The sequence below is a fragment of the Collimonas sp. genome, from assembly GCF_039923675.1.
Lineage (GTDB): Bacteria > Pseudomonadota > Gammaproteobacteria > Burkholderiales > Burkholderiaceae_D > Collimonas.
The window spans coordinates 24,247-46,451 of the sequence record NZ_JBDTCG010000058.1; the positions used below are offsets into that span (position 1 = coordinate 24,247).

Annotated in this window: 15 protein-coding genes; 4 read left to right on the plus strand and 11 right to left on the minus strand. The window is 59.2% G+C overall.

Annotation, left to right across the window (positions count from 1 at the left end; genetic code table 11):
- Nucleotides 1-64 precede the first annotated feature (64 nt).
- From ileS to speE, 8 genes are all read right to left on the minus strand, one after another.
- Nucleotides 65-2,959: an isoleucine--tRNA ligase gene (ileS, locus tag ABI171_RS13150; protein ID WP_348093011.1), complete on the minus strand. Its 2,895-nt coding sequence runs from the start codon at nucleotides 2,957-2,959 to the stop codon at nucleotides 65-67.
- Between the two features lie 79 nt (nucleotides 2,960-3,038).
- Nucleotides 3,039-4,028, minus strand: a complete 990-nt coding sequence (locus ABI171_RS13155) for a bifunctional riboflavin kinase/FAD synthetase (RefSeq protein ID WP_348093012.1) — start codon at nucleotides 4,026-4,028, stop codon at nucleotides 3,039-3,041.
- 186 nt (nucleotides 4,029-4,214) lie between these two features.
- Entirely contained in the window at nucleotides 4,215-4,676 is a 462-nt protein-coding gene (locus ABI171_RS13160; RefSeq protein ID WP_348093013.1) for a YidB family protein, read from the minus strand.
- Nucleotides 4,677-4,917: 241 nt separating this feature from the next.
- The gene (locus tag ABI171_RS13165; protein WP_348093014.1) at nucleotides 4,918-5,643 is read right to left on the minus strand and encodes a 16S rRNA (uracil(1498)-N(3))-methyltransferase; all 726 of its coding nucleotides are present in this window, start codon (nucleotides 5,641-5,643) and stop codon (nucleotides 4,918-4,920) included.
- A 24-nt stretch (nucleotides 5,644-5,667) separates the two neighbouring features.
- Nucleotides 5,668-6,075 carry a DUF350 domain-containing protein gene (locus tag ABI171_RS13170; RefSeq protein WP_348093015.1) on the minus strand — a complete coding sequence of 136 codons (408 nt, stop codon included), beginning with the start codon at nucleotides 6,073-6,075 and terminating at the stop codon, nucleotides 5,668-5,670.
- 48 nt (nucleotides 6,076-6,123) lie between these two features.
- Nucleotides 6,124-7,269: a glutathionylspermidine synthase family protein gene (locus ABI171_RS13175; RefSeq protein ID WP_348093016.1), complete on the minus strand. Its 1,146-nt coding sequence runs from the start codon at nucleotides 7,267-7,269 to the stop codon at nucleotides 6,124-6,126.
- Between the two features lie 2 nt (nucleotides 7,270-7,271).
- Nucleotides 7,272-7,730, minus strand: coding sequence for a hypothetical protein (locus tag ABI171_RS13180; RefSeq protein WP_348093017.1), 459 nt, complete (start codon nucleotides 7,728-7,730; stop codon nucleotides 7,272-7,274).
- Nucleotides 7,731-7,772: 42 nt separating this feature from the next.
- Nucleotides 7,773-9,032: a polyamine aminopropyltransferase gene (gene speE, locus ABI171_RS13185; protein WP_348093018.1), complete on the minus strand. Its 1,260-nt coding sequence runs from the start codon at nucleotides 9,030-9,032 to the stop codon at nucleotides 7,773-7,775.
- Nucleotides 9,033-9,337: 305 nt separating this feature from the next.
- On the opposite strand from speE, the gene tkt reads away from it, so the two are divergent.
- The 3 genes from tkt to gap all read left to right on the plus strand — a co-directional run bounded on the left by tkt (nucleotide 9,338) and on the right by gap (nucleotide 13,084).
- A complete protein-coding gene (gene tkt / locus ABI171_RS13190; protein ID WP_348093019.1) occupies nucleotides 9,338-11,332 on the plus strand; it encodes a transketolase in 1,995 nt (664 codons plus the stop codon).
- On the plus strand, nucleotides 11,329-11,889 hold the full coding sequence (locus ABI171_RS13195; RefSeq protein WP_348093020.1) for a GNAT family N-acetyltransferase: 561 nt from the start codon (nucleotides 11,329-11,331) through the stop codon (nucleotides 11,887-11,889). The genes tkt and ABI171_RS13195 overlap by 4 nt, the downstream gene beginning before the upstream one ends.
- Before the next feature lie 181 nt (nucleotides 11,890-12,070).
- Nucleotides 12,071-13,084, plus strand: a complete 1,014-nt coding sequence (gene gap / locus ABI171_RS13200) for a type I glyceraldehyde-3-phosphate dehydrogenase (RefSeq protein ID WP_348093021.1) — start codon at nucleotides 12,071-12,073, stop codon at nucleotides 13,082-13,084.
- 94 nt (nucleotides 13,085-13,178) lie between these two features.
- Here the strand turns inward: gap and ABI171_RS13205 are convergent, their stop codons facing one another.
- The 3 genes from ABI171_RS13205 to glnE form a co-directional block, all read right to left on the minus strand.
- Nucleotides 13,179-14,522 (minus strand): type II toxin-antitoxin system HipA family toxin, encoded by a 1,344-nt coding sequence (locus ABI171_RS13205; protein ID WP_348093022.1) that lies wholly within the window; start codon nucleotides 14,520-14,522, stop codon nucleotides 13,179-13,181.
- Entirely contained in the window at nucleotides 14,522-14,785 is a 264-nt protein-coding gene (locus ABI171_RS13210) for a helix-turn-helix domain-containing protein (protein ID WP_348093023.1), read from the minus strand. The genes ABI171_RS13205 and ABI171_RS13210 overlap by 1 nt, the downstream gene beginning before the upstream one ends.
- 133 nt (nucleotides 14,786-14,918) lie before the next feature.
- Entirely contained in the window at nucleotides 14,919-17,675 is a 2,757-nt protein-coding gene (glnE, locus tag ABI171_RS13215; RefSeq protein ID WP_348093024.1) for a bifunctional [glutamate--ammonia ligase]-adenylyl-L-tyrosine phosphorylase/[glutamate--ammonia-ligase] adenylyltransferase, read from the minus strand.
- A 209-nt stretch (nucleotides 17,676-17,884) separates the two neighbouring features.
- On the opposite strand from glnE, the gene ABI171_RS13220 reads away from it, so the two are divergent.
- Nucleotides 17,885-22,078, plus strand: a complete 4,194-nt coding sequence (locus ABI171_RS13220; RefSeq protein ID WP_348093025.1) for a YhdP family protein — start codon at nucleotides 17,885-17,887, stop codon at nucleotides 22,076-22,078.
- Nucleotides 22,079-22,205: the final 127 nt, after the last annotated feature.

Here is a 22,205-nt window from a genome sequence, read left to right on the forward strand (position 1 = left end):
GGCTTGAAGACTGTGCGTCATCCCCGCGTTCCACGGGAATGACGTGACAGTTGAGAAAAATGGTTTAAGCAACGTGCCGCTGTTCGCCATTGCCAAACAGATTGGCGACGCAGCGTCCGCACAGCCCTGGATGCTCCGGGTGGCTGCCGACATCTGCGCGATAGTGCCAGCAACGTTCGCATTTCTGCTGGGCCGATGGCGTCACCAGGATCGCTTCTTCCGCTTCCGTAGCCACTTCCGAAACGCTGGCGCTAGAGGTGATCAACACAAATTTGAGGTCGTCGCCGAGGCTGGTCAGCAACGCGTACTTGGCCGCACTAGCCTTGATTTCGACTTCCGCCTGCAGCGACGAGCCGATGCCGCCGGCTACCCGCACTTCTTCCAGTTGCTTGGTGACGTCGGCGCGCACCGCACGCACGGCGCTGAATTTCTCGATCAGGGCGGCAGCGCCACTGATTTCCGGCAGCGTGTAGAAAGTTTGCGTGAAGATGGTTTCATCGCTGGCCGCAAATGCTTCCGGGCTGGCGAAGAACGACCAGGCTTCTTCCGCAGTGAACGACAGCGTCGGCGCCATCACCCGCAGCAGCGCCTGGGTGATATGCCAGATCGCGGTTTGCGCCGAACGCCGTGCCTGCGAAGTGACGCCGCTGGTGTACAGGCGGTCCTTCAGGATATCCAGATAGAAGCCGCCCAGGTCTTCCGAGCAGTACATCTGCAGTTTCGAAATCACCGGATGGAATTCATACGTCTCGTAATGCGCCAGGATATCGGTCTGCAGCTGCGCCATGCTGGCGATCGCATAGCGGTCGATTTCCAGCAGGTCGGCGATAGGCACTGCATCTTTCGACGGATTGAAGTCTGAAGTATTGGCCAGCAGGAAGCGTAAGGTGTTGCGGATGCGGCGATACGATTCCGTCACGCGTTTCAGGATCTCTTCAGAGATCGTGATTTCGCCCGAATAATCGCTGGAAGCCACCCACAAACGCAGGATTTCCGCGCCCAATGAGTCAGCCACTTTTTGCGGCTCGACGCCATTCTTCAGCGACTTCGACATCTTGCGGCCTTCGCCATCCACCACGAAGCCATGCGTCAGCAAGGCGTTGTACGGCGCGCGGCCGTTCAGCATGGCCGAGGTCAGCAGCGACGAATGGAACCAGCCGCGATGCTGGTCCGAGCCTTCCAGGTAGAGATCGGCCGGGAACTGCAATTGTTCGGCATGCGAGCCGCGCAGCACGGTTTGATGGGTAGAACCCGAATCGAACCAGACATCCAGCGTGTCCTTGTTCTTGAGGTAATTGTCGGCGTCGTCGCCCAGTAATTCTCTCGGATCCAGTGCCTGCCAGGCTTCGATGCCGTGCTGTTCGATGCGCTTGGCGATCTGTTCCAGCAATTCCGGCGTACGCGGATGCAGCTGGCCGCTTTCCTTATGTACAAAGAATGCCATCGGCACGCCCCATTGGCGCTGGCGCGACAGAGTCCAGTCGGGGCGGTTGGCGATCATGCCGTGCAGACGCGCCTTGCCCCAGCTCGGGAAGAAAGTGGTTTCTTCAATCGCTTGCAATGCGGTGGTGCGCAGGTTGGCGTGGCCGTCGTTCGGCGCATTGTCCATGCTGGCGAACCACTGCGAAGTGGCGCGATAGATGATCGGCGTTTTATGCCGCCAGCAATGCATGTAGCTGTGATCGAACATGACTACCTTGAACAGCGCGCCGGCTTCTTCCAGCTTGCTGCAGATCGGCTTGGAAGCTTCCCAGATGGTCATGCCGGCAAAGAACGGCAGCCATGAGGCGAACTTGCCGTCGCCCATCACCGGGCTGAGGATGTCGTCATCCTTCATGCCATGCGCTTTGCAGGAGATAAAGTCTTCGATGCCGTAGGCCGGCGCCGAGTGGACGATACCGGTGCCGCTCTCGGTGGTGACGTAATCGCCCAAGTAGACCGGCGACAGGCGGTCGTAGCCCGGATCCATCTCGGCCAGCGGGTGTTTGAAATTGATCAGCGACAGCGCCTCGCCTTTGCAGGTGGCGATGACTGTGCCTTCCAGGCCGAAGCGTTGCAGCGAATCTTCTACCAGGTCTTGCGCCAGGATCAGCAGCAATGGCTCGCCGTTACGCGCGGTCTGCACCAGCGCGTAGTCGATTTCCGGATGCACATTGAGCGCCTGGTTGGACGGGATGGTCCATGGAGTGGTGGTCCAGATGACGACATAACCCTTAGCGGCCGGCAGCGACGGCAAGCCAAATGCGGCAGCCAATTTTTCCGGCTCGGCAAACGGGAAGCCGACGTCGATCGACGGATCGCGCTTGTCCTGGTATTCGACTTCCGCTTCCGCCAGTGCGGAGCCGCAATCGAAGCACCAGTTGACCGGCTTCAGGCCGCGGTACACATAACCTTTTTCCAGGATCGTGCCGAGCGAGCGCAACTCATCGGCTTCATTGCCGAAGGCCATGGTCAAGTACGGATTGTTCCATTCACCCAGCACGCCGAGGCGGATGAAGTCCTTGCGCTGCAGGTCGATCTGTTCGTTGGCGTAAGCACGCGCCTTGGACTGTACTTCCGCCACCGGCAGGTTCTTGCCGTACTTCTTTTCGATCTGGATTTCGATCGGCATGCCGTGGCAATCCCAGCCCGGCACATAAGGCGCATCGAAGCCGGCCATGTTACGGGCCTTGACGATCATGTCCTTGAGGATCTTGTTGACAGCGTGGCCCAGATGGATCTCGCCATTGGCGTACGGCGGGCCGTCATGCAGGATGAATTTCGGACGGCCCTTGGAGGCCTTGCGGATCCGCTCGTAGACCTTCTTTTCCTGCCATTGCTTGACCCATTGCGGCTCGCGCTTGGCGAGATCGCCGCGCATCGGGAAGGGCGTCTCGGTCATGTTGACCGGGTACTTGCTTTGCGGCTTGGCTTGCTTCGCCACCTTGGTGTTTTCTGGTTTGCTGGTCTGATCGGACATAATTTTCTTCAATGGAATTCAGTGGGGCCTGCATGAGTGAGGCAATAAGCGAGGCAACAAGCGGCAACTGCAAGCAGCGTCAAATTCGATCCGTGGCCGCGGTGGGTGCACGCGTGGCTGTGCTGTCATGCTGACGGAAATAGGCCCGCGCATTGGCGACGTCGCCTTCAATCGCGACTGTCAGCGTCGGCAGGTCGACGTATTTTTCTTCGTCGCGCAGCTTTTGCAAGAATTCAACCTGGATCACCTTGCCATAACAATCGCCGCTAAAGTCGAGCAGGTAGGTCTCCAAGAGCACCCGGCCGCTGTCGTCCACGGTGGGCCGCACGCCGATGCTGGCGACTCCAGGCAACGGCTGTTCCGACAGGCCATGCACTTTCACCACGAAAATACCGGACAATGCAGGCAGCTTGTGGCTGACGCGCAGATTGAGGGTAGGGAAGCCGATGGTGCGGCCGAGTTTCTTGCCATGCACCACGTGGCCGGAGATCGCATACGGATGCCCCAGCAGCGCTCGTGCGTGGCTGAAATCGCCCGCCGCCAGCGCCGTCCTTACTGCCGACGAGGATACCCGTGCCCCTTCGTTCATTACAGTGGGCAAGGTCTCGACCTGGAAGCCGTATTTCTTGCCTGCTTCGACCAGGGTGGCGATATTGCCGGCGCGCCGCGAGCCGAAGCAGAAATCCTCACCCACCATCAGCCATTTCACATGCAAGCCCTCGACCAGCACTTTTTCAATAAAGTCCTGCGGCGACATGGCGGCGAAGCTGGCGTTGAAATGTTCGACGATCACGCGATCAATGCCGGCCTGCGCCAGCGATTGCAGCTTGTCGCGCAGATTGGCGACGCGGGTCGGCATGTTGCCAGGCTGGCCGGCGCGCTGCGCAAAGAATTCACGCGGGTGTGGTTCGAATGTCATTACCGCCGCATCCAGCCCCAGTTCGGTGGCCGCCTTGCGGACGTGCGCAAGCAATACCTGATGGCCGCGATGAACGCCATCAAAGTTGCCGATCGTGAGCGCGCAAGGGGCGCGCGATTCGGCGTTGGGAAGTCCGCGAAATACCTTCATTGAAGTGACTGGAGTGTTTATTGCAAAACCTTGGATTATAAATGCATTCGGGGCTTTACCCTTGCCCAGAAATCGATCGGCGGCGGATTGCATGCATTAGGGTTGGTAAAATCGCCATTTTACTCCTGGCCTGCCCATAAAAAAATCGCCCCGCAGGGCGATTTCTTGTCAAACAGGCCAGCTACTTCAAGCTTGTTTGTTGCCGCCCAACAGTCCACCCAGCAAGCTGCCCAGATCCAAGCCGCCGGCAGGCGCCGTTGCCTGGCCGTTTGGCGTCAGCTTGTTGACCAGTTCCGGCAGAATTTCCGACAGATGGCCGGCAGCTTCAGTCGGTGAAATGCCGGCTGCCGTCGCCAGTTCTTGCAGGTGGCCGCCGCCCAGCGCTTGTTGCACCTGATCCGGCGAAATTGCCTGGTTCTGGCCGTTGCCGATCCATGACTGCACAACCGAGCCCAGGCCCGCACCCTCGAATGCGCTGAGGAGGCCGCCAGAGCCAGTGCCTGCAGCCTGGCCTGCGCCCGCACCGCCGCCTTGCAGCGCCTTGAGCAGCAATGGCACTGCAGCGGCGATCAGCATGGCTTTCGGATCATTCGATTGCTGCTGGCCGCCGCCGCCAATTGCGCCAAGTACCGAATCCAGTAGTCCCATAATATTCTCCAGAGTAAATAATGCGATAAGCCGTCAAGGCTATTTTCTAGCTTGTGGAAAACACAAGCTAGTTACAAAGCAAATAAGCAGAGTGATACTACAACGAGGCTAGAAATTTGAGTAGCTGGACAAAGAAAACGATTGTGTCTTGGCATCCTTTTCCATTCTAGCCAGAGTTTTGATCTTTGCTTAGATCAATTTGTAGAAAGCATAGAAAAGCCGCGACGGCGACTCTACGACCCTACATCTCGCCCCAGATCGCATTGATCGCCGCCAGCGCCGCCAGGCCGGCGGTTTCGGTGCGCAAGATCCGTGGTCCCATCGACAACATCAGCGCGCCCTGGCTGCAAGCCAGGTTCTCCTCCGCCTCAGTGAAGCCGCCTTCCGGGCCGATCAGCAGCGCCAGCGCCTGCGGCGGCTGATGGCGGGCCCAGTCGGACAGCGATTGCTCACCACGCGGCGACAACAGGATGCGCTTGTGCAGATCCTGCTGCTGGACCCAGTCGTTGAACGGGCTGAGGGTGGACAGGGTGGGCATGCGGTTGCGTCCGCTTTGTTCGGCGGCGGCGACGATCACGCCCTGCCAATGGCTTTGCTTTTTCTCGGCGCGTTCGCTGTTCAGGCGCACCACGCAGCGTTGCGCCGCCAGCGGCTGGATCGCGGCGACGCCGAGCTCGACGGCTTTTTCGATGATCCAGTCCAGTTTCGACGATTCCGGCAAAGCCTGCGCCAGCGTAATCGCATAGGGCAGCTCAACCTCGCGCGGCGAGAACGTCTTGATCTCGGCGCTGACTCTCTTTTTTTCGATGCCGCTGATGGTCGCAGTGTATTCGCCGCCTTCGCCGTTAAACAGGGTGATGGGCGCAGCCGGTCCAAGGCGCAGCACCAGCAGATGATGGGCGACCGCATCCGGCAGCATCAGCACCTGGCCGATTTCGAGTGGGATTGAGACGTAGAAACGGGGCATGTAGAGAGATTATTTGGTGTTTGGTTAATAGGTCATGCAGGCGGCGTTCAACAGGCCAAGCCCAAGGCTGACTGTACCAAGTAAGACGCCGGATGCGATCTTGTTTTCAGGAATATCCGCGATCAGGGTCGGCAGCAACAGTCTGACAATCAGGAACGCCAACAGTTGCACCACCAGAGCCACCACGCCCCACACCAGCATGTCCAGCAGGTTGACGCTGTTTGATATGGCGGAAGACAAGGCCACGCTATAGCCGAGCAAGGCGCCTGCCAGGCTGGCTGCTGCGGAGTTATTGCCGGCGCGGATCAACGCCAGTTCATGATAGGGCGTGATAAAAATATACACCACGAAAAACACGGCGACCAGTACCAGCGCCAGGCCGAAGTGAGACAAAAAGGCCGGCAAGCCGACGGGGAGAAAGGCAAGGTTCATTGGGGCTATGCTCCTGACTGGTTGGCTGGTGACAGATAGTGATGATGATTAATCGACAAAATAGTGCGGGACAAAGCGGCTGGTGTCCTTGGTAATCAGCGAGACGTCTTCCCGGATGCCGATACCGGCCGGTGCATCGCCGACAACCCATGAACCGACGGACGTATAGGCTGGCGTAATGCCGTCGTCGAATTTCGGCTGCGCTGCAAACGCCTGGTAGATATAGCCCTCGGCACCGTATTGTCCGGGCTGGTGATGGACTTCGCCGCCGGCATAGATCGTGATGTTTTCGCCTTCGCGCGAATACAGCGGCTTCTTGACGAAATCGCCACTGATGCGCCAGGCGTCGAAAAACGCCGGCAGCAGGTTAGGGTGACCGGGAAACAGCTCCCACAGCACCGGCAGGATGGCCTTGTTGGACAGCACCATCTTCCAGGCCGGTTCGATCAGCCGCAACGGCCGCGCCAGCAGGTGGTCGGCAAACGCTTCGCGGCACAGCCATTCCCAAGGATACAGCTTGAACAGGTTGCTTATCTTCGAATCGAAATCGTCGACGAATTCCGCATGCTGCGCATCCCAGCCGATGTTTTCGATCGCCAGTTGTTTGGTGGCGAAGCCGGCCTGGATCGCGGTATCGCGCAAGTAGGCCAGGTTGCCTTCGTCTTCTTCGTGGCCGCCGATGCAGGCGAAGTGCAGCAAGCCTTTGCATTGATGGCTGACGGCCAGGGTTTGCCATTGGGCGATCAGTTTTTCATGCAGCGAATTGAACTGGTCTGCCTGCGGAAATACATCTTGCAGCCAATACCATTGCGCCACGCTGGACTCGACCAGGCCGGTCGGCGTATCGGCGTTATATTCCAGCATTTTCGGCGCGCCATGGCCATCCCAGGACAGGTCGAAACGGCCGTAGAGCGAGAATTCCTTTTCGCGCCAGCTTTCTTCCACCAGTGCCCAGAACGGTTGCGGAATCGCGAACTGTCCCAGGCGTTCCTTGGCGATCACGTGCTCGACCGCCTGCAGCGCCATCTGGTGCAATTCACTGGTGGCGTCTTCCACCGCATCGATCTGCGCTGCCGTAAAGCGGTAGGCATAGCGCTCGTCCCAATACAGGTCGTCGATCGAGTGATAGGTAAAGCCGAGCGATTCGAATTGTTCCTGCCAGTTGGCGCGCGGGGTGAGGCTTTCGCGGATCATGATCAGCCGCCAGCGGAAGACATGTGGGCGCCGCCGAAGCCGCCGCGCGACACGCTGCGGCTGACCGAGTGGTTACTGCTTTCGCCGCCTGCCAGGCCGACACTGTTGCCGCCGCTGCCGCTGCCGCTGCCGCTGCCGCTGCCGCTGCCGCTGCCGCTGCCGCTGCCGCTACGTGCGGTGCGTTGCGCGCTGTCGCGCTCGCCCTCATCGTAGCTCGGGCCATAGTAGCGGCCGCCGTAATAGCTGGCGTGCGTGCTGCCGCCGGACGCGGGCTGGCACAGCTCGGGACGGGACCAATCCTTTTTGCAGTCTTCCTGGCTGGCGTATTCGTCACGCGCCTGGCGCGGGCTGCAGCCCGCCAGCAAGGTCGATGCCGCCAGCACCAGCGGCACGGCGCGGCTCTTCCTGGCAAATGGGCCGGCAGATTCCAAGGTTTGCTTCAAAAGTCCGGTGGTTGGCAAGACGCTCTCCATAGCAGGCAACGATGAAATTGCAACAACAAACTAAGCGCCCAGATTTTGCACGAAATTGGGCAGCGCGAATAGTGCTACATGGACATTTTCGTTGTAATACTGGAGCTCGGGCAGGGGGCGTTCCCGCAAGCGGCTTGCGATTGTCTGACTGTCCAATTGCCGCGGATCGAGCGTATCGCTGGCCACCGCCATGCCCCATAGCGCACCGTACAAGGGTACATAAACGGTGTAAGGACTGACCTGCCGGAAGACATTGCCGAGACGTCGGCGCAACTGGCTGAAGCGTTGCGGATGATGGAACGGGCTGCCTAGATGCATGACCAGCGCACCGCCTGTATCGAGCAAAGTGCGACAAGCCTGCAGGAATTCTTCCGTATAGCAATCGGCGGCCAGCGCGCTGCCATCGGCGCTTTGCGGGTCGGTCAGGTCCAGCAATATCAAATCGTACAACTGGTCTGCCTTGGGTGAGCGCGCGGCATCTTTGACAAAGGCGAAGCCATCTTCCGCCACATGCCGCACCCGCGGATCATCCAGTGCGCCATGATGGATTTGCTGCAGATGCTCGCGCGCCAGCTGGATCACCTGCGGATCGATTTCGCACAAGGTGATATGTTTGATCGAGGGATGCTTGAGCAGTTCTTCGCTGCTGCCGCCATCGCCGCCGCCAACGATCAACGCGCGCCGCGGATGGGGATGGCTGAGCGCGGCCGGATGCACCAGGCACTCATGATAGAAGAACTCGTCGCGCTCGGAAGTCATGAAGGCGCCGTCCAACCGCATTACCTTGCCGAATTCCGCCGAATCGGCAATTTCTATGCGCTGGAACGGCGATTGCATTTGCGCCAGCGGCGCCGCCAGCTGGGTACCGTAGGCGGTATGCGGGGTCAGCTGTTCCAGCGCCAAGGTCTGGTCGGTGGCGCCGCTGCCGCGTTGCAAGCGATGGGTTTGCCAGCGCGCCGGCGCAAAGCCGACGATCAGGGTATCCAGCAAGCCGTTGGCCTTGGCGCTGTTGTCTTCCGTGAAATTGCAGACGTATACATCGAGGGTCACTGCCAGGCGCTCGGGCCAGGTATGGATCGCCAGGTGCGATTCTGCCAGCAGCAGGGCGCAGGTAACGCCGGCGGCGCTGCCGTCGGCAGCCTGGAACGGATGGAATTTCTCGCCGACTATGGTGAGTCCGGAACGGATTGTCTGTTCAACTACAAACTGCCGTAGTTGCGCGGCATCGAGCAGCAAGCCCGGAGCGCAGCGGCAATCGTAGCAATCGGCCGTGAGATGTAAACCTTGCATGGTCTGTTCAGTGAAAAAGGGGTCCGGAGGGACAAAATCGAGATGAAAGTGACAGCGAAATGGTAACGAAATGACAAAAGCGCCGCACAATCCATATCTGATGCAATGTGCTCGCCTTCGGCGCTGCGGCAGCATTTTACTGCCCTGGAAGCTGATAAATGCGTCGATTTGAACCGGGATCGACTGCATTTTGGTAAAATATCGGCCTTTGTGGCTGTTCTGGCATCCGCTGCCGACGTTCGCTGTCGCGGATGACCGAAATTTGCTCACCAACCAATTTTCAACCGTTGCCTACCGCTCAAACCATGACTTCCACACTCCCGACTACCAAGATGGCCAATGCAATCCGCGCACTGGCAATGGACGCTGTCCAAAAAGCTAATTCCGGCCATCCCGGCATGCCGATGGGTATGGCGGAAATCGCAGTCGCCTTGTGGGCCAAGCACTATCGTCACAATCCAAGCAATCCGCACTGGTTCAATCGCGATCGCTTCGTCTTGTCGAATGGTCATGGTTCGATGCTGCAATACGCTTTGCTGCACCTCACCGGCTACGATCTGCCGATGGATGAGCTGCGTAATTTCCGTCAAATGCATTCGAAGACCCCGGGCCATCCTGAAGTCGACGTCACACCAGGGATTGAAACCACCACCGGCCCGCTGGGCCAAGGTTTGACCAATGCGGTCGGCATGGCGCTGGCGGAAAAGCTGCTGGCGGCGGAATTCAACCGCGGCGAACTGGCGATCGTCGATCACTACACCTACACCTTCGTCGGCGACGGCTGCCTGATGGAAGGCATTTCGCACGAGGCTTGCTCGCTGGCCGGCACGCTGCGCCTGTCGAAACTGATCGCACTGTACGATGATAACGGTATCTCGATCGACGGCCATGTCGAAGGCTGGTTCAAGGACGACACCCCGAAGCGTTTCGAAGCCTACGGCTGGAACGTGATCCGCGCCGTCGACGGCCACAACGTGGAAGCCGTCAGCGCCGCCATCCACCAAGCCAAACTGTCAGACAAGCCAACCTTGATCTGCTGCAAGACCGTGATCGGCAAGGGTTCGCCAAACATGGCCGGCACCCACAACGTGCACGGCGCGGCTTTGGGCGACAAGGAAATCGCCGCTGTGCGTGAAGCGCTGGGCTGGACCTCCGCGCCGTTTGAAATTCCTGCCGACGTCTACGCAGCATGGGACGCCAAGCCGCAAGGTAAGCAATCTGAAGGCGATTGGAATGCGCTGTTCGCGGCTTACACTGCCGCCCACCCGGAACAGGCCAGCGAATTCACCCGCCGCATGAAGGGTGAGCTGCCAGGCAATTTCGGACAGACAGTGAGCGCCTACATTGCCGCTTGCGTCGAGAAAAAAGAAACCATCGCTACCCGCAAAGCCAGCCAGAACGCGATCCAGGCATTGGCGCCGGTGCTGCCGGAATTCCTTGGCGGTTCGGCCGATCTGACCGGTTCCAACCTGACCAACTGGAAAGAGTCGGTCGCCGTGCGCGCCGACCAGCCGGGGAACCACATCAACTACGGCGTGCGCGAATTCGGCATGAGCGCGATGATGAACGGTATCGCCCTGCATGGCGGCTACATCCCGTTCGGCGCGACTTTCCTGACCTTCTCGGACTACAGCCGCAATGCCTTGCGCATGGCGGCGCTGATGAAGATCCGCTCGATCTTCGTGTTCACCCATGATTCGATCGGCCTCGGTGAAGACGGTCCGACCCATCAATCGGTGGAGCACGTTTCCAGCCTGCGCCTGATCCCGCAACTGGACAACTGGCGTCCATGCGACACGGTCGAATCGGCAGTGGCATGGGAACAGGCAGTGAAGCGCAAGCATGGCCCGAGCACGCTGATTTTCTCGCGCCAGAATTTGCAATACCAGGAACGCGACGCGGCGCAGATCGCCGCTATCCAGCGCGGCGCCTACATCTTGAAAGATGCGCCGAACGCCAAGGCGATCCTGATCGCAACCGGCTCCGAAGTCGAACTGGCGATGCAAGCCGCGGCAGCGCTGGCGCAAGAAGGTATTGCAGTACGCGTGGTGTCGATGCCTTGCGCCGACGTGTTCGATCGCCAGGAATCTGCTTACAAGGCCAGCGTCCTGCAGCGCGGTTTGCCGCGCGTGGCGATCGAAGCCGGCGTGACAGCGTTCTGGCACAAGTATGTCGGCCTGGAAGGCGCTGTGGTCGGCATCGACACGTTCGGCGAATCGGCTCCGGCTCCTGTGCTGTTCAAGCATTTCGGCTTCACTGTTGAAAACGTCGTGGCCAAGACCAAGCTGGTCCTGGCATGAGTGTAAAGAGCTTCAAGAAGCAAGACGTCACCAATATCGTCGGCGATGTCCTCATCCGCCGTGCCACGATCGCCGATGCCTCGGTGATTGCGGCGGTGCGGATCGACAGTTGGCGCGCCACTTATCGCGGCATCATTCCGGATGATTATCTGGACGGCATGAAGATTGAAGACAGCACCGCGATCTGGAGCCGCATCTTGTCGGCTACATCGAGCGCCGCCAATGTTTTCGTGGCTGAAGTCGATGGCGAGGTGCTGGGTTTCGCCGCAGGCATGACGCTCAAGGAATCCAAGCTCGGCTTCGATTCCGAGCTGACGGCGATCTACCTGGAACCGTCGGTGCAGCGCGCCGGCATCGGCCGCAAGCTGGTGGCGCACGTGGCTGCCACCCTGGCCAGCGCCGGCGCCCACAACATGCTGGTGTGGGTGTTGTCGCAAAATACCCAGGCGCGGCAGTTTTACGAAACGCTGGGCGGGGAGCTGTTGGTGGAACAGCCGTTCAGCTGGGACGGACTGGATTTGCAGGAAGCCGGCTACGGCTGGCGTACTATTAGATGATTTTGCATCGTTAGCGTTGCGTCCCTCCTGACCGGGTCATTCCCGCGAACGAGGGAATCCAATTTGCTAACAGTGTTTACTGCAACCTGGATTCCCTCGTTCGCGGGAATGACGAGGTTGTGAGAAGTAGCCGTCAGGATTGCTTGAAATAATTTTTTTGTTAATACCTTAGGAGAAAACCATGACTATTCGCGTCGCCATCAATGGCTATGGCCGCATCGGCCGCAACATCCTTCGCGCCCATTACGAAGGCGGCAAAAAGCATGATATCGAGATCGTTGCCATCAACGACCTCGGCGATCCAAAAACCAATGCCCACCTGACCCAGTACGATACCGCCCACGGCAAGTTCCCCGGCACCGTGACTGTCGACGGCGATTTCATCGTAGTCAATGGCGACCGCATCAAGGTTTTGGCGCAACGCAATCCGGCCGAACTGCCATGGGGCGAGCTGGGCGTTGACGTCGTGCTGGAATGCACCGGTTTCTTCACCACCAAGGAAAAAGCCAGCGCCCACATCAAGGGCGGCGCCAAGAAAGTCATCATCTCCGCACCAGGCGGCAAGGATGTCGACGCCACTGTCGTTTTCGGCGTCAACCACGGCGTGCTGAAAGCCAGCGACACCGTGATCTCCAACGCTTCCTGCACGACAAACTGCCTGGCGCCGCTGGTCAAGCCGCTGAACGACAAGATCGGCGTGGTGAATGGCCTGATGACTACCATTCACTCCTACACCAACGACCAGGTGCTGACCGACGTTTACCATGAGGACTTGCGTCGCGCCCGTTCCGCCACCATGAGCATGATCCCGGCCAAGACCGGCGCTGCCGCTGCGGTCGGCCTGGTCCTGCCAGAGCTGAACGGCAAGCTGGACGGTTTCGCCATCCGTGTGCCGACCATCAACGTCTCGCTGGTGGACCTGTCGTTCGTCGCCGCGCGCGACACGACTGTCGACGAAGTCAACGCGATCATGAAAGATGCATCGGAAAACGGCGCATTGAAGGGCTTGCTGACTTATAACGTCGAGCCGCTGGTATCGGTCGACTTCAATCACAATCCTGCTTCCTCGAACTTCGATTCCACGCTGACCAAGGTTTCCGGTCGCCTGGTGAAAGTATCGAGCTGGTATGACAATGAGTGGGGCTTCTCGAACCGTATGCTGGACACGACGGTTGCACTGGTTAACGCCAAGTAAATACCGCCAAGTAAAAGCTTGTCGCTGAATTAAAAGCGCCCCGGGGTCGATTCAACCCCCGGGGCGTTTTTTTTGGTAAAGAGGTATGCAGAGATCAGGACCGGTTTGGGGATTCCTGCAACTGGCGTGCGGATTCCAACAAGCCTTCAAAAATCCTGACTGCCAGCGAAGCGGGAAATTCCGGCGGCAATTCTGCTGCCACACGTTCGCAGATTGCCGGCGTCTGTTCAGTGATCTGGTCGATCAAGTCGCCAGGCGACGCGCCGTAGCCGCATTTCAGCATGGTATTTGTCATGTGCCGCCGCAGCGCGCTGTCGGCATGATAGTGGCGGTTCTTGCCGAGCCAGGCCATCGCCATTTTTGCGCGTTGCGGTGGGATCAGATTGGGGCCTTGCCCTATCACCGGCCAGGCGGACAAGACGTCGTACAGCGGCGTCATTTTGTAGCGGTCGCCGGCCAGCAGGAAAATACTGAAGTTTTTAGCGTGGCCGTCAGTAGCCCGCAGCATCCAGAAAACTATCTGGGCCTTGAGAAACGTTGCGATATCCTGGTCGCGTGATACGGCATTGCCCAACAATGCGGCTATCCGCAGCATGCCGGGGCCGCCGTCGGCTTCGTATTTGCGTGCCGCCGGCGTTCCGGTGGCCTGGCAAAAGTCTTCCTGCGGCAGCCGCAGCCAATGCGTTCCGCTGCGCGCCAACTGACGGTCGAAGCGTTGCACGACCAATGCCTTGGTCTGCCCAAACACGGCGATATCGCATGGCGCTACCGGAATATCGTAGGCGTGCAGGATGCGCCCGCATAACCATTCGTTTTCGACCGATGTGCTCATGTCGGCTCTGCGATTGCCCACCAGCCCCATCGGTAACTTGAAGATATGGGTTGTCGGGGTGGCTTGCAGGGGCTTGCACCAGCCGCCGTTGTGCCAGATCAGCGCGGTTTTTTCCTGTGCGCCGGCGATTGATAGCCGCAAATCGTCTTCTTCGTCATCTGCCAGTGCGCTCGGGGTAGCAGTCGCTTGCTGCAAAATGCGCTCGACGCCGTTGTCGTCCAGTGGAGTGGCGTTTATGCGATCCAGTCCCTCGGGCGCTTCGCCTTGTGGCATGAGCTGGACCGCGCCGACGCAATCGCGGCCAACTGCGGCCAACAGTGCAAAAGCGCCAGTGTCTGACGCCCTGAATTTGGTTTGCAAGCGCTTACGGATGATTTCGCTATCAGGCAGCAAGTTGTCGAAAAAATCGTTAACCACCGCGCCTTTGATGGAGGGATTGCTCTTGATGGCTGGCAGTGACAAGGAAAGCGAGCGAAAGGCGGGCGAGGAAAACCAGCTTTCCTCATAAGTAAAAGATGGTTCGGCGTGAGGAGGAATACTCCAGGTGCCCACTCGCTCGCCGTTGAGCCAGGTGACGAGTGTTTGTGTTTTTGATGGACGGCCCATCACCACTCCGATGGTTGCTGGGCGATGGAATAGGTTGGGGTCGCATCGGCTTTTTCCTGGATCACCATTTCCAAGTCAAGCGCACCCATGATGCGCAATAGGCGCTCGATGGTGATGCGCCCCGGGTTGAGCTCGAGAACCGACAACCGCGCCTGGCTGATGCCGGCTTTTTGCGCCAGTTGTGCCTGTGTCAGCTGTTGTGATTTACGCAATCCCTGTATCAGGTGGCCAAGCTGGTTTTCCGTCGAAATGATCTGTTTCATATGAAATATCCACAAAACGAATAATAAAATTATATTCGCAATGCAGATAAAGTCAATATATTCGCAATGCGAGTAAATTTAAAATATTCGTAATTGAAGTATTTTAATGTCGAGGTATTCTTGAAGACCTGATTCAGTGATCGGCGCTAACGATAAAGACAGCAGCCCACAACTGCGTCACCATCGAGATTTCCTGCGCTATCCGGCTGTGCACCACGCGCGCCCGCTCTTCCCCTTGCAAACGCCCTTGATGCTGCAATTTACGGAAGGTGCGGTAGGCGTCGGCTACGGCGTTGGCCAACGCAGCGTCGATCAAGCCTAGTTCCCCGCACAGTTTCAACAGCGCGATATTGCCGATGTCGGCGGTCAGTTGCGGGTAATCGGCGGCATGGCGCAGTATCAGGAATTGCACCAGGAATTCGATGTCGATCATGCCGCCGGCGTCGTGCTTGAGGTCGAAACGGTCGCTACGGTTGGGGTGGGCGTCGCGCATTTTCTGCCGCATGTCTTGTACTTCACGCTGTAGCAGAACCGGGTCGCGCACTTGCCGCAGTACTTCCACGCGCAGGGTTTCGAAGTGTTCGCCGATGGCGCTGTCGCCGGCGCAATAGCGGGCTCGAGTCAAGGCCTGATGTTCCCACAGCCAGGCGGATTCGCGCTGGTATTTTTCGAACTTGCCAAACGACGACACTAGCAAACCGCTTGCGCCATCAGGGCGCAGGGCGATGTCGATATCGAACAGGATGCCGGCCGGCGTGTGGCTGGTCATCCAGGTAATGAAGCGCTGCGCCAGCTTGGCGTACAGGGCAGGGCCGTCCTGGTCTACATCGTCATACAGGAACACCACATCCAGGTCGGAGACATAGCCGAGTTCCTTGCCGCCCAGTTTGCCATAGGCGATGACGGTGAACAGCGGGGTTTCGCGATGGCGGCCCGGCATCATGTTCCAGATCGCTTGTACCGTGGCGGCTACCAGCGCATCGGCCAGGCTCGACAGATGGTCGGCCAGCGCTTCGATACTGAGCACGCCTTCCAGGTCTTGCGCCAGCAGACGGAACTGCTGAGCGTGATGCATCTCGCGCAGGATATCCATCTGCCGTTCGGTATCGCCGGCTGCGGTTTCCAGCTGCCGCCGGCAATCGAGGGCAAAAGCAGGCCAGTCCGGCGCGGCATTCAGGCTGCGCGGATCGAGCAGCTCATCCAGCAGGATCGGGTGCTGGGTCAGGTATTTGGCAGCCCAGTCGCTGGCGCTGATCATGCGGATCAGGCGATGCAAGGTGGCGGGATATTCGGTCAGCAGCGCCAGGTAGGCGGCGCGGCGCGCAATCGCTTCGAGAAAATCCAGCAAACGGTTGAGAGTGGGCAGGTGGCGTTCGGGCTCGGGGATCGCAGCCACCACCGGCAGCGCCGCATTGACCAGCGCCAACAGCCGCGTGCGGCTGGTCACCGGCAGGTTTTGCACGCGGGTCGATTGCCAGGTGGTCGCCAGCCGCTGCGCTGCCGCCGAGACATCGGAGAAGCCGCAATGGGTGAGAACGATGGCGATGGTTTCGCGTGTGTCGGTTTCGCTTAGCGTGTGCAGCACATTGTCGGCTTCATCCCAGTCTTGCTGGCTGCTGTCCCGTTGCTTGTCGTCAAAGATGTCGGCGAACTGGGCATCAACCAGCGTCCGGTGCTGCTCCAGCACTTGCATCAATCCCGGCACATCGGCAAAGCCCATGGCCTGGGCGATGATCAGGCAATCCGCATCGTTGGTCGGAAAAGTATGGGTTTGCGCATCGTCCAGATATTGCAGGCGGTGTTCGAGGTTGCGCAGGAACTCGTAGGCGTCCAGCAGCTTGCGGACTACCGCAGCGTCCAGCAGATTTTTATTGGCCAGGGTGTGCAAGGTGGCGCGGGTGGATCGGTCGCGTAATTCGGCATCGCGGCCGCCGCGGATCAGCTGGAATACCTGGGCCAGGAATTCGATCTCGCGAATCCCGCCACGCCCCAGCTTGACGTTGTTGCTGCGCTCCGGATGCAGCACTTCCAGGCGCTTTACCTCGGTGCGGATCTGGGCATGCATGGAGCGCATGGCGTCGATCGAGCCGTAATCAAGATAACGCTTGAAGACGAAAGGACGGCTGATGTTTTCCAGGGCGGCGATATCTTCCGCGCGGCCGGTCAGCGCGCGCGCCTTGCACCAGGCATAGCGCTCCCATTCGCGGCCCTGGGTCACCAGATAGGTTTCGACCATGTTGAAACTGGCCACCAGCGGTCCCGAGGCGCCGTTCGGCCGCAACGCCATGTCGACCCGGAAGGTGAAGCCATCTTCGGTAATCTCGGACAAGGCGCCGATCAGCTTCTTGCCGAGGCGGGTGAAGAACTCGTGATTTGACAAGCTGCGCCGGCCGGCGCCGGCCGTCACGGTATCGCCATCCTCGGGGTAGACGAAGATCAGGTCGATATCGGATGAAACGTTGAGCTCGCAACCGCCCAGCTTGCCCATGCCCAGTACGATCAGTTCCAGCGGCTGGCCGGATTCTTCACCGTGCGGTACGCCATGTAGCGCTTCCATATCGGCGGTCAGCGCCGCCAGATGGGTTTGTACGGCAAATTCGGCGAAAGCAGTGACGGCGCTGACGACTTCATCGAGATCGGCGACACCGCCCAAATCGCGTTCGATCAGCGTGCAGACCAGCAAATTGCGCAGACGGCGCATAGCGCGCGGTAACGGCATGCCGGAATCTGTTTCATTTTGTAACAACTGCCTGAGCAGCGTCGGACTGAGGGTTAACCTTGTTGCTGATTTGGATAGTTCCGCTATCCGCCCGGCACGTCCGGCTTCGGCATTGACCCAGCGCGTATAGTAGCGGGAGGCGGCGGTGCTGCTTAATAGGGATGGAGTCACGGGTTTGACGAGTAAGTTTGAAGAGTAAATAAGGCAAAATTGAAGGAAAAGAGGACGCTATCTCCAGCCTTTTTGTTTTTTGAGCACTGATCCATGCGAACATATGGTCTGCCAGCTTGTCGAACTTCGACAGCTTGCTGCACTGGAATCAATCAGACGCTGTGTCATTTTATTCTACCTTGAGCACCTTATTTTACCGATTCTGATTGATGTTGGAACAACAACCAAAATTGCCGCCGCCAGCTAGTCGCCTCGCGATCTGCTGGCGCGCCGGAATTACCACCTATAAGCACGCGAACCTGGTAACGCACCATTTGCTTGGCGCTTTGCTGAAGTTGTTGATCGTGGCTTATTTCCTGTTTTGCGGACTGTTTCTGGGTTTGCGTTACGTAGTCTTGCCAAATATCGGCTACTACAAGGCGCAGGTCGAGCAAATCGCCAGCAAGGCTGCGGGCAACCCGATTTCGATCGGCGCGTTGCAAGCATCCTGGCACGGTCTGCAACCACATCTGACATTGGATAACGTTGTAATTCACGATAAGGATGGCCAGCCGGCGCTGACACTGCCGCAGGTAGCGGCCACCATCTCCTGGCGCTCGGTGCTGGTGGGCGGCGTCAGGCTGGCGTCGCTGGAAATCGACAAGCCGGATCTGCAAATCGAACGCGATCCGCAAGGTAACCTGTTCGTCGGCGGCATCCTGGTCAATGCCAAGGACAAGAACGACGGCGCCGGCGCCGAATGGCTGCTGGCGCAGCACCGCATCATCATCCGCAACGGCCAGCTGCGCTGGCGCGACGATTTGCGCAAGGCGCCCGAGCTGACGCTGACCAATATCGACCTGGTGCTGCAGAACCGCTGGCGCCGCCATCAATTGTCGGTGCGGGCGACGCCGCCGGCCGCCTTCGCCGCGCCGCTCGATCTGCGCGCCAATTTTGTCCATCCGGTATTCGCGCAAAAAACCGCCGACTTCAAGCGCTGGACCGGCACGCTGTACGCCAACCTGCACGATGCCGATCTAACGGTCTGGAAGCCCTATTTCGACTACCCGCTGGAACTGACGCAAGGCAAGGGCGCGCTGCAAGCCTGGCTGGATCTCGATCATGCCAAGGTGCGCAACTTTACTGCGGACCTGCAACTGACCGGTTTGTCGATGCGGCTGCGGCACGATCTGGAGCCACTGGCGTTGGACAATGTCAGCGGCCGCGTTTCCGCCCACGAAGTGCTCGGGCCAGTGCCGCAGGACGATACCCCGACCTTCGGCGCCAACGGCCATGCAATCGAACTGACCGATTTTTCCTTGAAAACGGCAGACGGCCTGACGCTGCCGCGCACCACTATCAGCGAAACGTATGTGCCGGCGCAAGGCAAGCTGGGAGAAAAGTACACCCTGCAAGCCAAGCAGCTGGATTTGCAGACCCTGGCCAGTTTTGCCCGGCGCCTGCCGCTGACGCCGCCGCAGATCAAGATGATCGACGATTTTGCGCCGCGCGGCCAGCTGCACGATTTTGCCGCGCAATGGCAGGGCGCTTATCCTGCCATCATGTCCTATAGTGCAAAAGGCCAGTTCCAGGGACTGACCATCAACCCGCAATTGCCGCGCGCGGCCCAGCCGAAGACCGCTAGCCAGGCGGCGCAAGCTGCGGTGCCAGGCATTCCCGGCGTCGACAACCTGAGCGGCAGCATCAACGCCAACCAGGATGGCGGCAGCGTGAATCTGGCCTCGGAAAAAATGCAGCTGAACCTGCCTGGCTTCTTTGATGATCCGGTGATGCCCTTCGATAAGCTGAACATGCTGGCAAGCTGGAGTTTCCAGCAAAAAAATCTGTTGCTCAAAATCGATAGCATGAATTTCATCCAGGACGGCCTGGAAGGGTCTTTGTCGGGTAGTCATCTGCTGCCCCTGCAAGACCGTCATGGGGCGGCAGGAGTGGTAGACATGACGGCAACGCTCAGTGAACTGGATGTCAAGAAAATCGGCCGTTACCTGCCGAGCCACACCCCGGAGCATCTGCGTAACTGGCTGGTTGGCGCCCTGCAGGAAGGCAAGGCGAAAGACGTGGCGATCAGGATCAAGGGCGACCTGGCCGATTTCCCGTTCAAGACCGACAGCCCGAACGCCAAATCGAAAGGTGAATTCAGCGTCGCCGGCAAAATAGAAAACGGCACCCTGGAATATGAGCCCGGCCATTTCGGCGCGGATGGCAAGCAGCCTTTGTGGCCGCTGCTGAAAAATATAGACGGCACGTTTGCCGTGGACCGCACGCGTTTGCAAATCAAGGCTGCCAGTGCGCAAACCGCTGGAGTCGGCGTCAGCGACGTCACCGCCACGGTGCCGGATTTGTCGTCGCACGACGAGATGCTGCTGATCGATGGCAGCGCCGCCGGCGCCTTGCAGAACTTTGTGCAGTTCACCAATGACAGCCCGGTGCTGCACTGGATCGGCGGCTTTACCAGCGAGTCGCAAGGCAAGGGCAACGCCAAGCTGCAACTGAACCTGCAAATTCCGTTGGCGCATGCGCTCGATACCAAAGTCACCGGGGTCCTGCAGTTCCTCAACAATGACGTGGTCTTGCAAAAAATCATCCCGCCTATCGCGAATGCCAGCGGCCAGCTTGAATTCAACGAAAAAGGCTTCAACCTGAACGGCATCAAGGGTAACCTGCTGGGCGGGCCGGTGCAGGCCAGCGGCGGCACGCAGGCCGATCATCAGACCGTGATCAAGATTGAGGGCACCGCCGGCATCGATGGTTTGCGTGCGCTGTATCCCAGCCCGCCGATGCAAAAACTGCTGTCCCGCGCCAATGGCAACAGCCGCTATACCGCGACCGTGTCGATCCATGAGCATCATCCCGAACTGCTGGTCGAATCCGGTTTGCAAGGCATAGGCCTGGATTTTCCAGAACCGCTGCGCAAGAGCGTCAACGATGCCATGCCGCTTAAATTCGAGTGGCTGGGCGTGGCATCCGACGATGCCACGGTTGTCCGTGACGAACTCAGGCTGACATTGGGATCCGGCATCGTCGCTCGTTATCAACGGCAGAAGCCGGTCGTCAAGGTCGAAAACGGCGTTGCCGTGGCCGCCGACTGGAAGGTAGTGCGCGGCGGGATCGGCATCAATACGCTGGCGCCGGAACCGGACAGCGGGCTGGCGATCAATCTCAACGCCAAGGTCCTGAGCCTGGATGCCTGGAACAATCTGACCAGCGGCTTGAATGACGGCGCCGCCGGCAAGAGCGGCGAGGAATCGCCGTTGACCGGGATGGCGCAATATGTGTCGCCAAACGTGGTGTCGGTACGCGCCAATCAGTTGATCTTGCTGGGCAAGACAATGGACAACGTGGTGCTGGGCGCGACGCACCAGAAAAACGCCTGGCAAGTGAACGTCGATTCCAGACAGGCTTCGGGCTATGTCACCTGGAGCGAATCGCCTTCAGGCCATGGCCTCGGCAAGGTCACCGCGCGCTTGTCGTCGCTGATCATTCCGCAAGGCGGCGAGTCGGATGTCGGCGAGGTGTTGGAAGGCAAGGGCGGCTCGACCCAGATTCCGGGACTGGATATCATCGCTGACGACTTCCAGCTGCTCGGCAAGAAACTCGGACGGCTCGAGCTGAGCGCCAACAATGTCCGCGCCAATGTCGGTAGCGAGTGGCGCATCCATAAACTGTCGATAAAGAATCCCGACGCCGAACTGAAGGCCGACGGCAAATGGACCACGGTTGACGGCGACAACACCACCAGCCTGACCTATGCCATGGATATCGCCGACGCCGGCAAGCTGCTGGACCGCTTCGGCTTTGCCCACGTGTTGCGCGCCACCAAAGGCCGGATGGATGGCGAGGTCAGCTGGAAGGGCCTGCCGTTCACGATGGATATTCCATCGCTGTCGGGCCAGATCAACCTGGACATGGCCGCCGGCCAGTTCCTGAAAGTCGACCCCGGCGCTGCCAAGCTGCTAGGCGTGTTGAGCCTGCAATCCTTACCGCGCCGCCTGACGCTGGATTTCCGCGACATTTTCTCTGAGGGCTTCGCCTTCGACAGCGTGGTCGGCACCGCCTCTATCCTGCAGGGCAAGGCGCATACCGATAATTTCAAGATGCGCGGCGTCAGCGCCACGGTGCTGATGGACGGTGTCGCCGATATCGCCCGTGAAACCCAGGACCTGCATGTGGCGGTGTTGCCGGAAATCAATGCCGGTACGGCCTCGGTGGTGGCGCTGGCGATCAACCCTGTGATCGGCATCGGCACCTTCCTGGCGCAGCTGTTCTTGCGCGACCCGCTGATGCGCGCCTTCACCTTTGAATATAATATTACCGGCGGCTGGAGCGATCCGGTGGTGACCAAGCTTGACCACAAGAGCGAAGCCCCGGCGGCTTCGACGCCGGACTTGACATCCGGGCGCTGATTTCTGGCCGGTTTCCAGCTTAAATTGGCGCCGGCGCCAGTAAGGGACTTGTCAGCAACGGCATTGATCCCCATTTCCTATAGTGGGTATGCGCCAGCTCGCTAGCATTGCCATATCGCAAATTACA

Bases quoted from the DNA above. Each gene is read 5' to 3' on its own strand.
- ABI171_RS13160 (WP_348093013.1), bottom strand. From the start codon at position 4,676: ATGGGACTACTGGATTCGGTACTTGGCGCAATTGGCGGCGGCGGCCAG.
- ileS (WP_348093011.1), bottom strand. From the start codon at position 2,959: ATGTCCGATCAGACCAGCAAACCAGAAAACACCAAGGTGGCGAAGCAA.
- ABI171_RS13170 (WP_348093015.1), bottom strand. From the start codon at position 6,075: ATGAACCTTGCCTTTCTCCCCGTCGGCTTGCCGGCCTTTTTGTCTCAC.
- ABI171_RS13165 (WP_348093014.1), bottom strand. From the start codon at position 5,643: ATGCCCCGTTTCTACGTCTCAATCCCACTCGAAATCGGCCAGGTGCTG.
- ABI171_RS13175 (WP_348093016.1), bottom strand. From the start codon at position 7,269: ATGATCCGCGAAAGCCTCACCCCGCGCGCCAACTGGCAGGAACAATTC.
- ABI171_RS13195 (WP_348093020.1), top strand. From the start codon at position 11,329: ATGAGTGTAAAGAGCTTCAAGAAGCAAGACGTCACCAATATCGTCGGC.
- gap (WP_348093021.1), top strand. From the start codon at position 12,071: ATGACTATTCGCGTCGCCATCAATGGCTATGGCCGCATCGGCCGCAAC.
- tkt (WP_348093019.1), top strand. From the start codon at position 9,338: ATGACTTCCACACTCCCGACTACCAAGATGGCCAATGCAATCCGCGCA.
- ABI171_RS13205 (WP_348093022.1), bottom strand. From the start codon at position 14,522: ATGGGCCGTCCATCAAAAACACAAACACTCGTCACCTGGCTCAACGGC.
- ABI171_RS13210 (WP_348093023.1), bottom strand. From the start codon at position 14,785: ATGAAACAGATCATTTCGACGGAAAACCAGCTTGGCCACCTGATACAG.
- ABI171_RS13220 (WP_348093025.1), top strand. From the start codon at position 17,885: ATGTTGGAACAACAACCAAAATTGCCGCCGCCAGCTAGTCGCCTCGCG.
- ABI171_RS13155 (WP_348093012.1), bottom strand. From the start codon at position 4,028: ATGAAGGTATTTCGCGGACTTCCCAACGCCGAATCGCGCGCCCCTTGC.
- speE (WP_348093018.1), bottom strand. From the start codon at position 9,032: ATGCAAGGTTTACATCTCACGGCCGATTGCTACGATTGCCGCTGCGCT.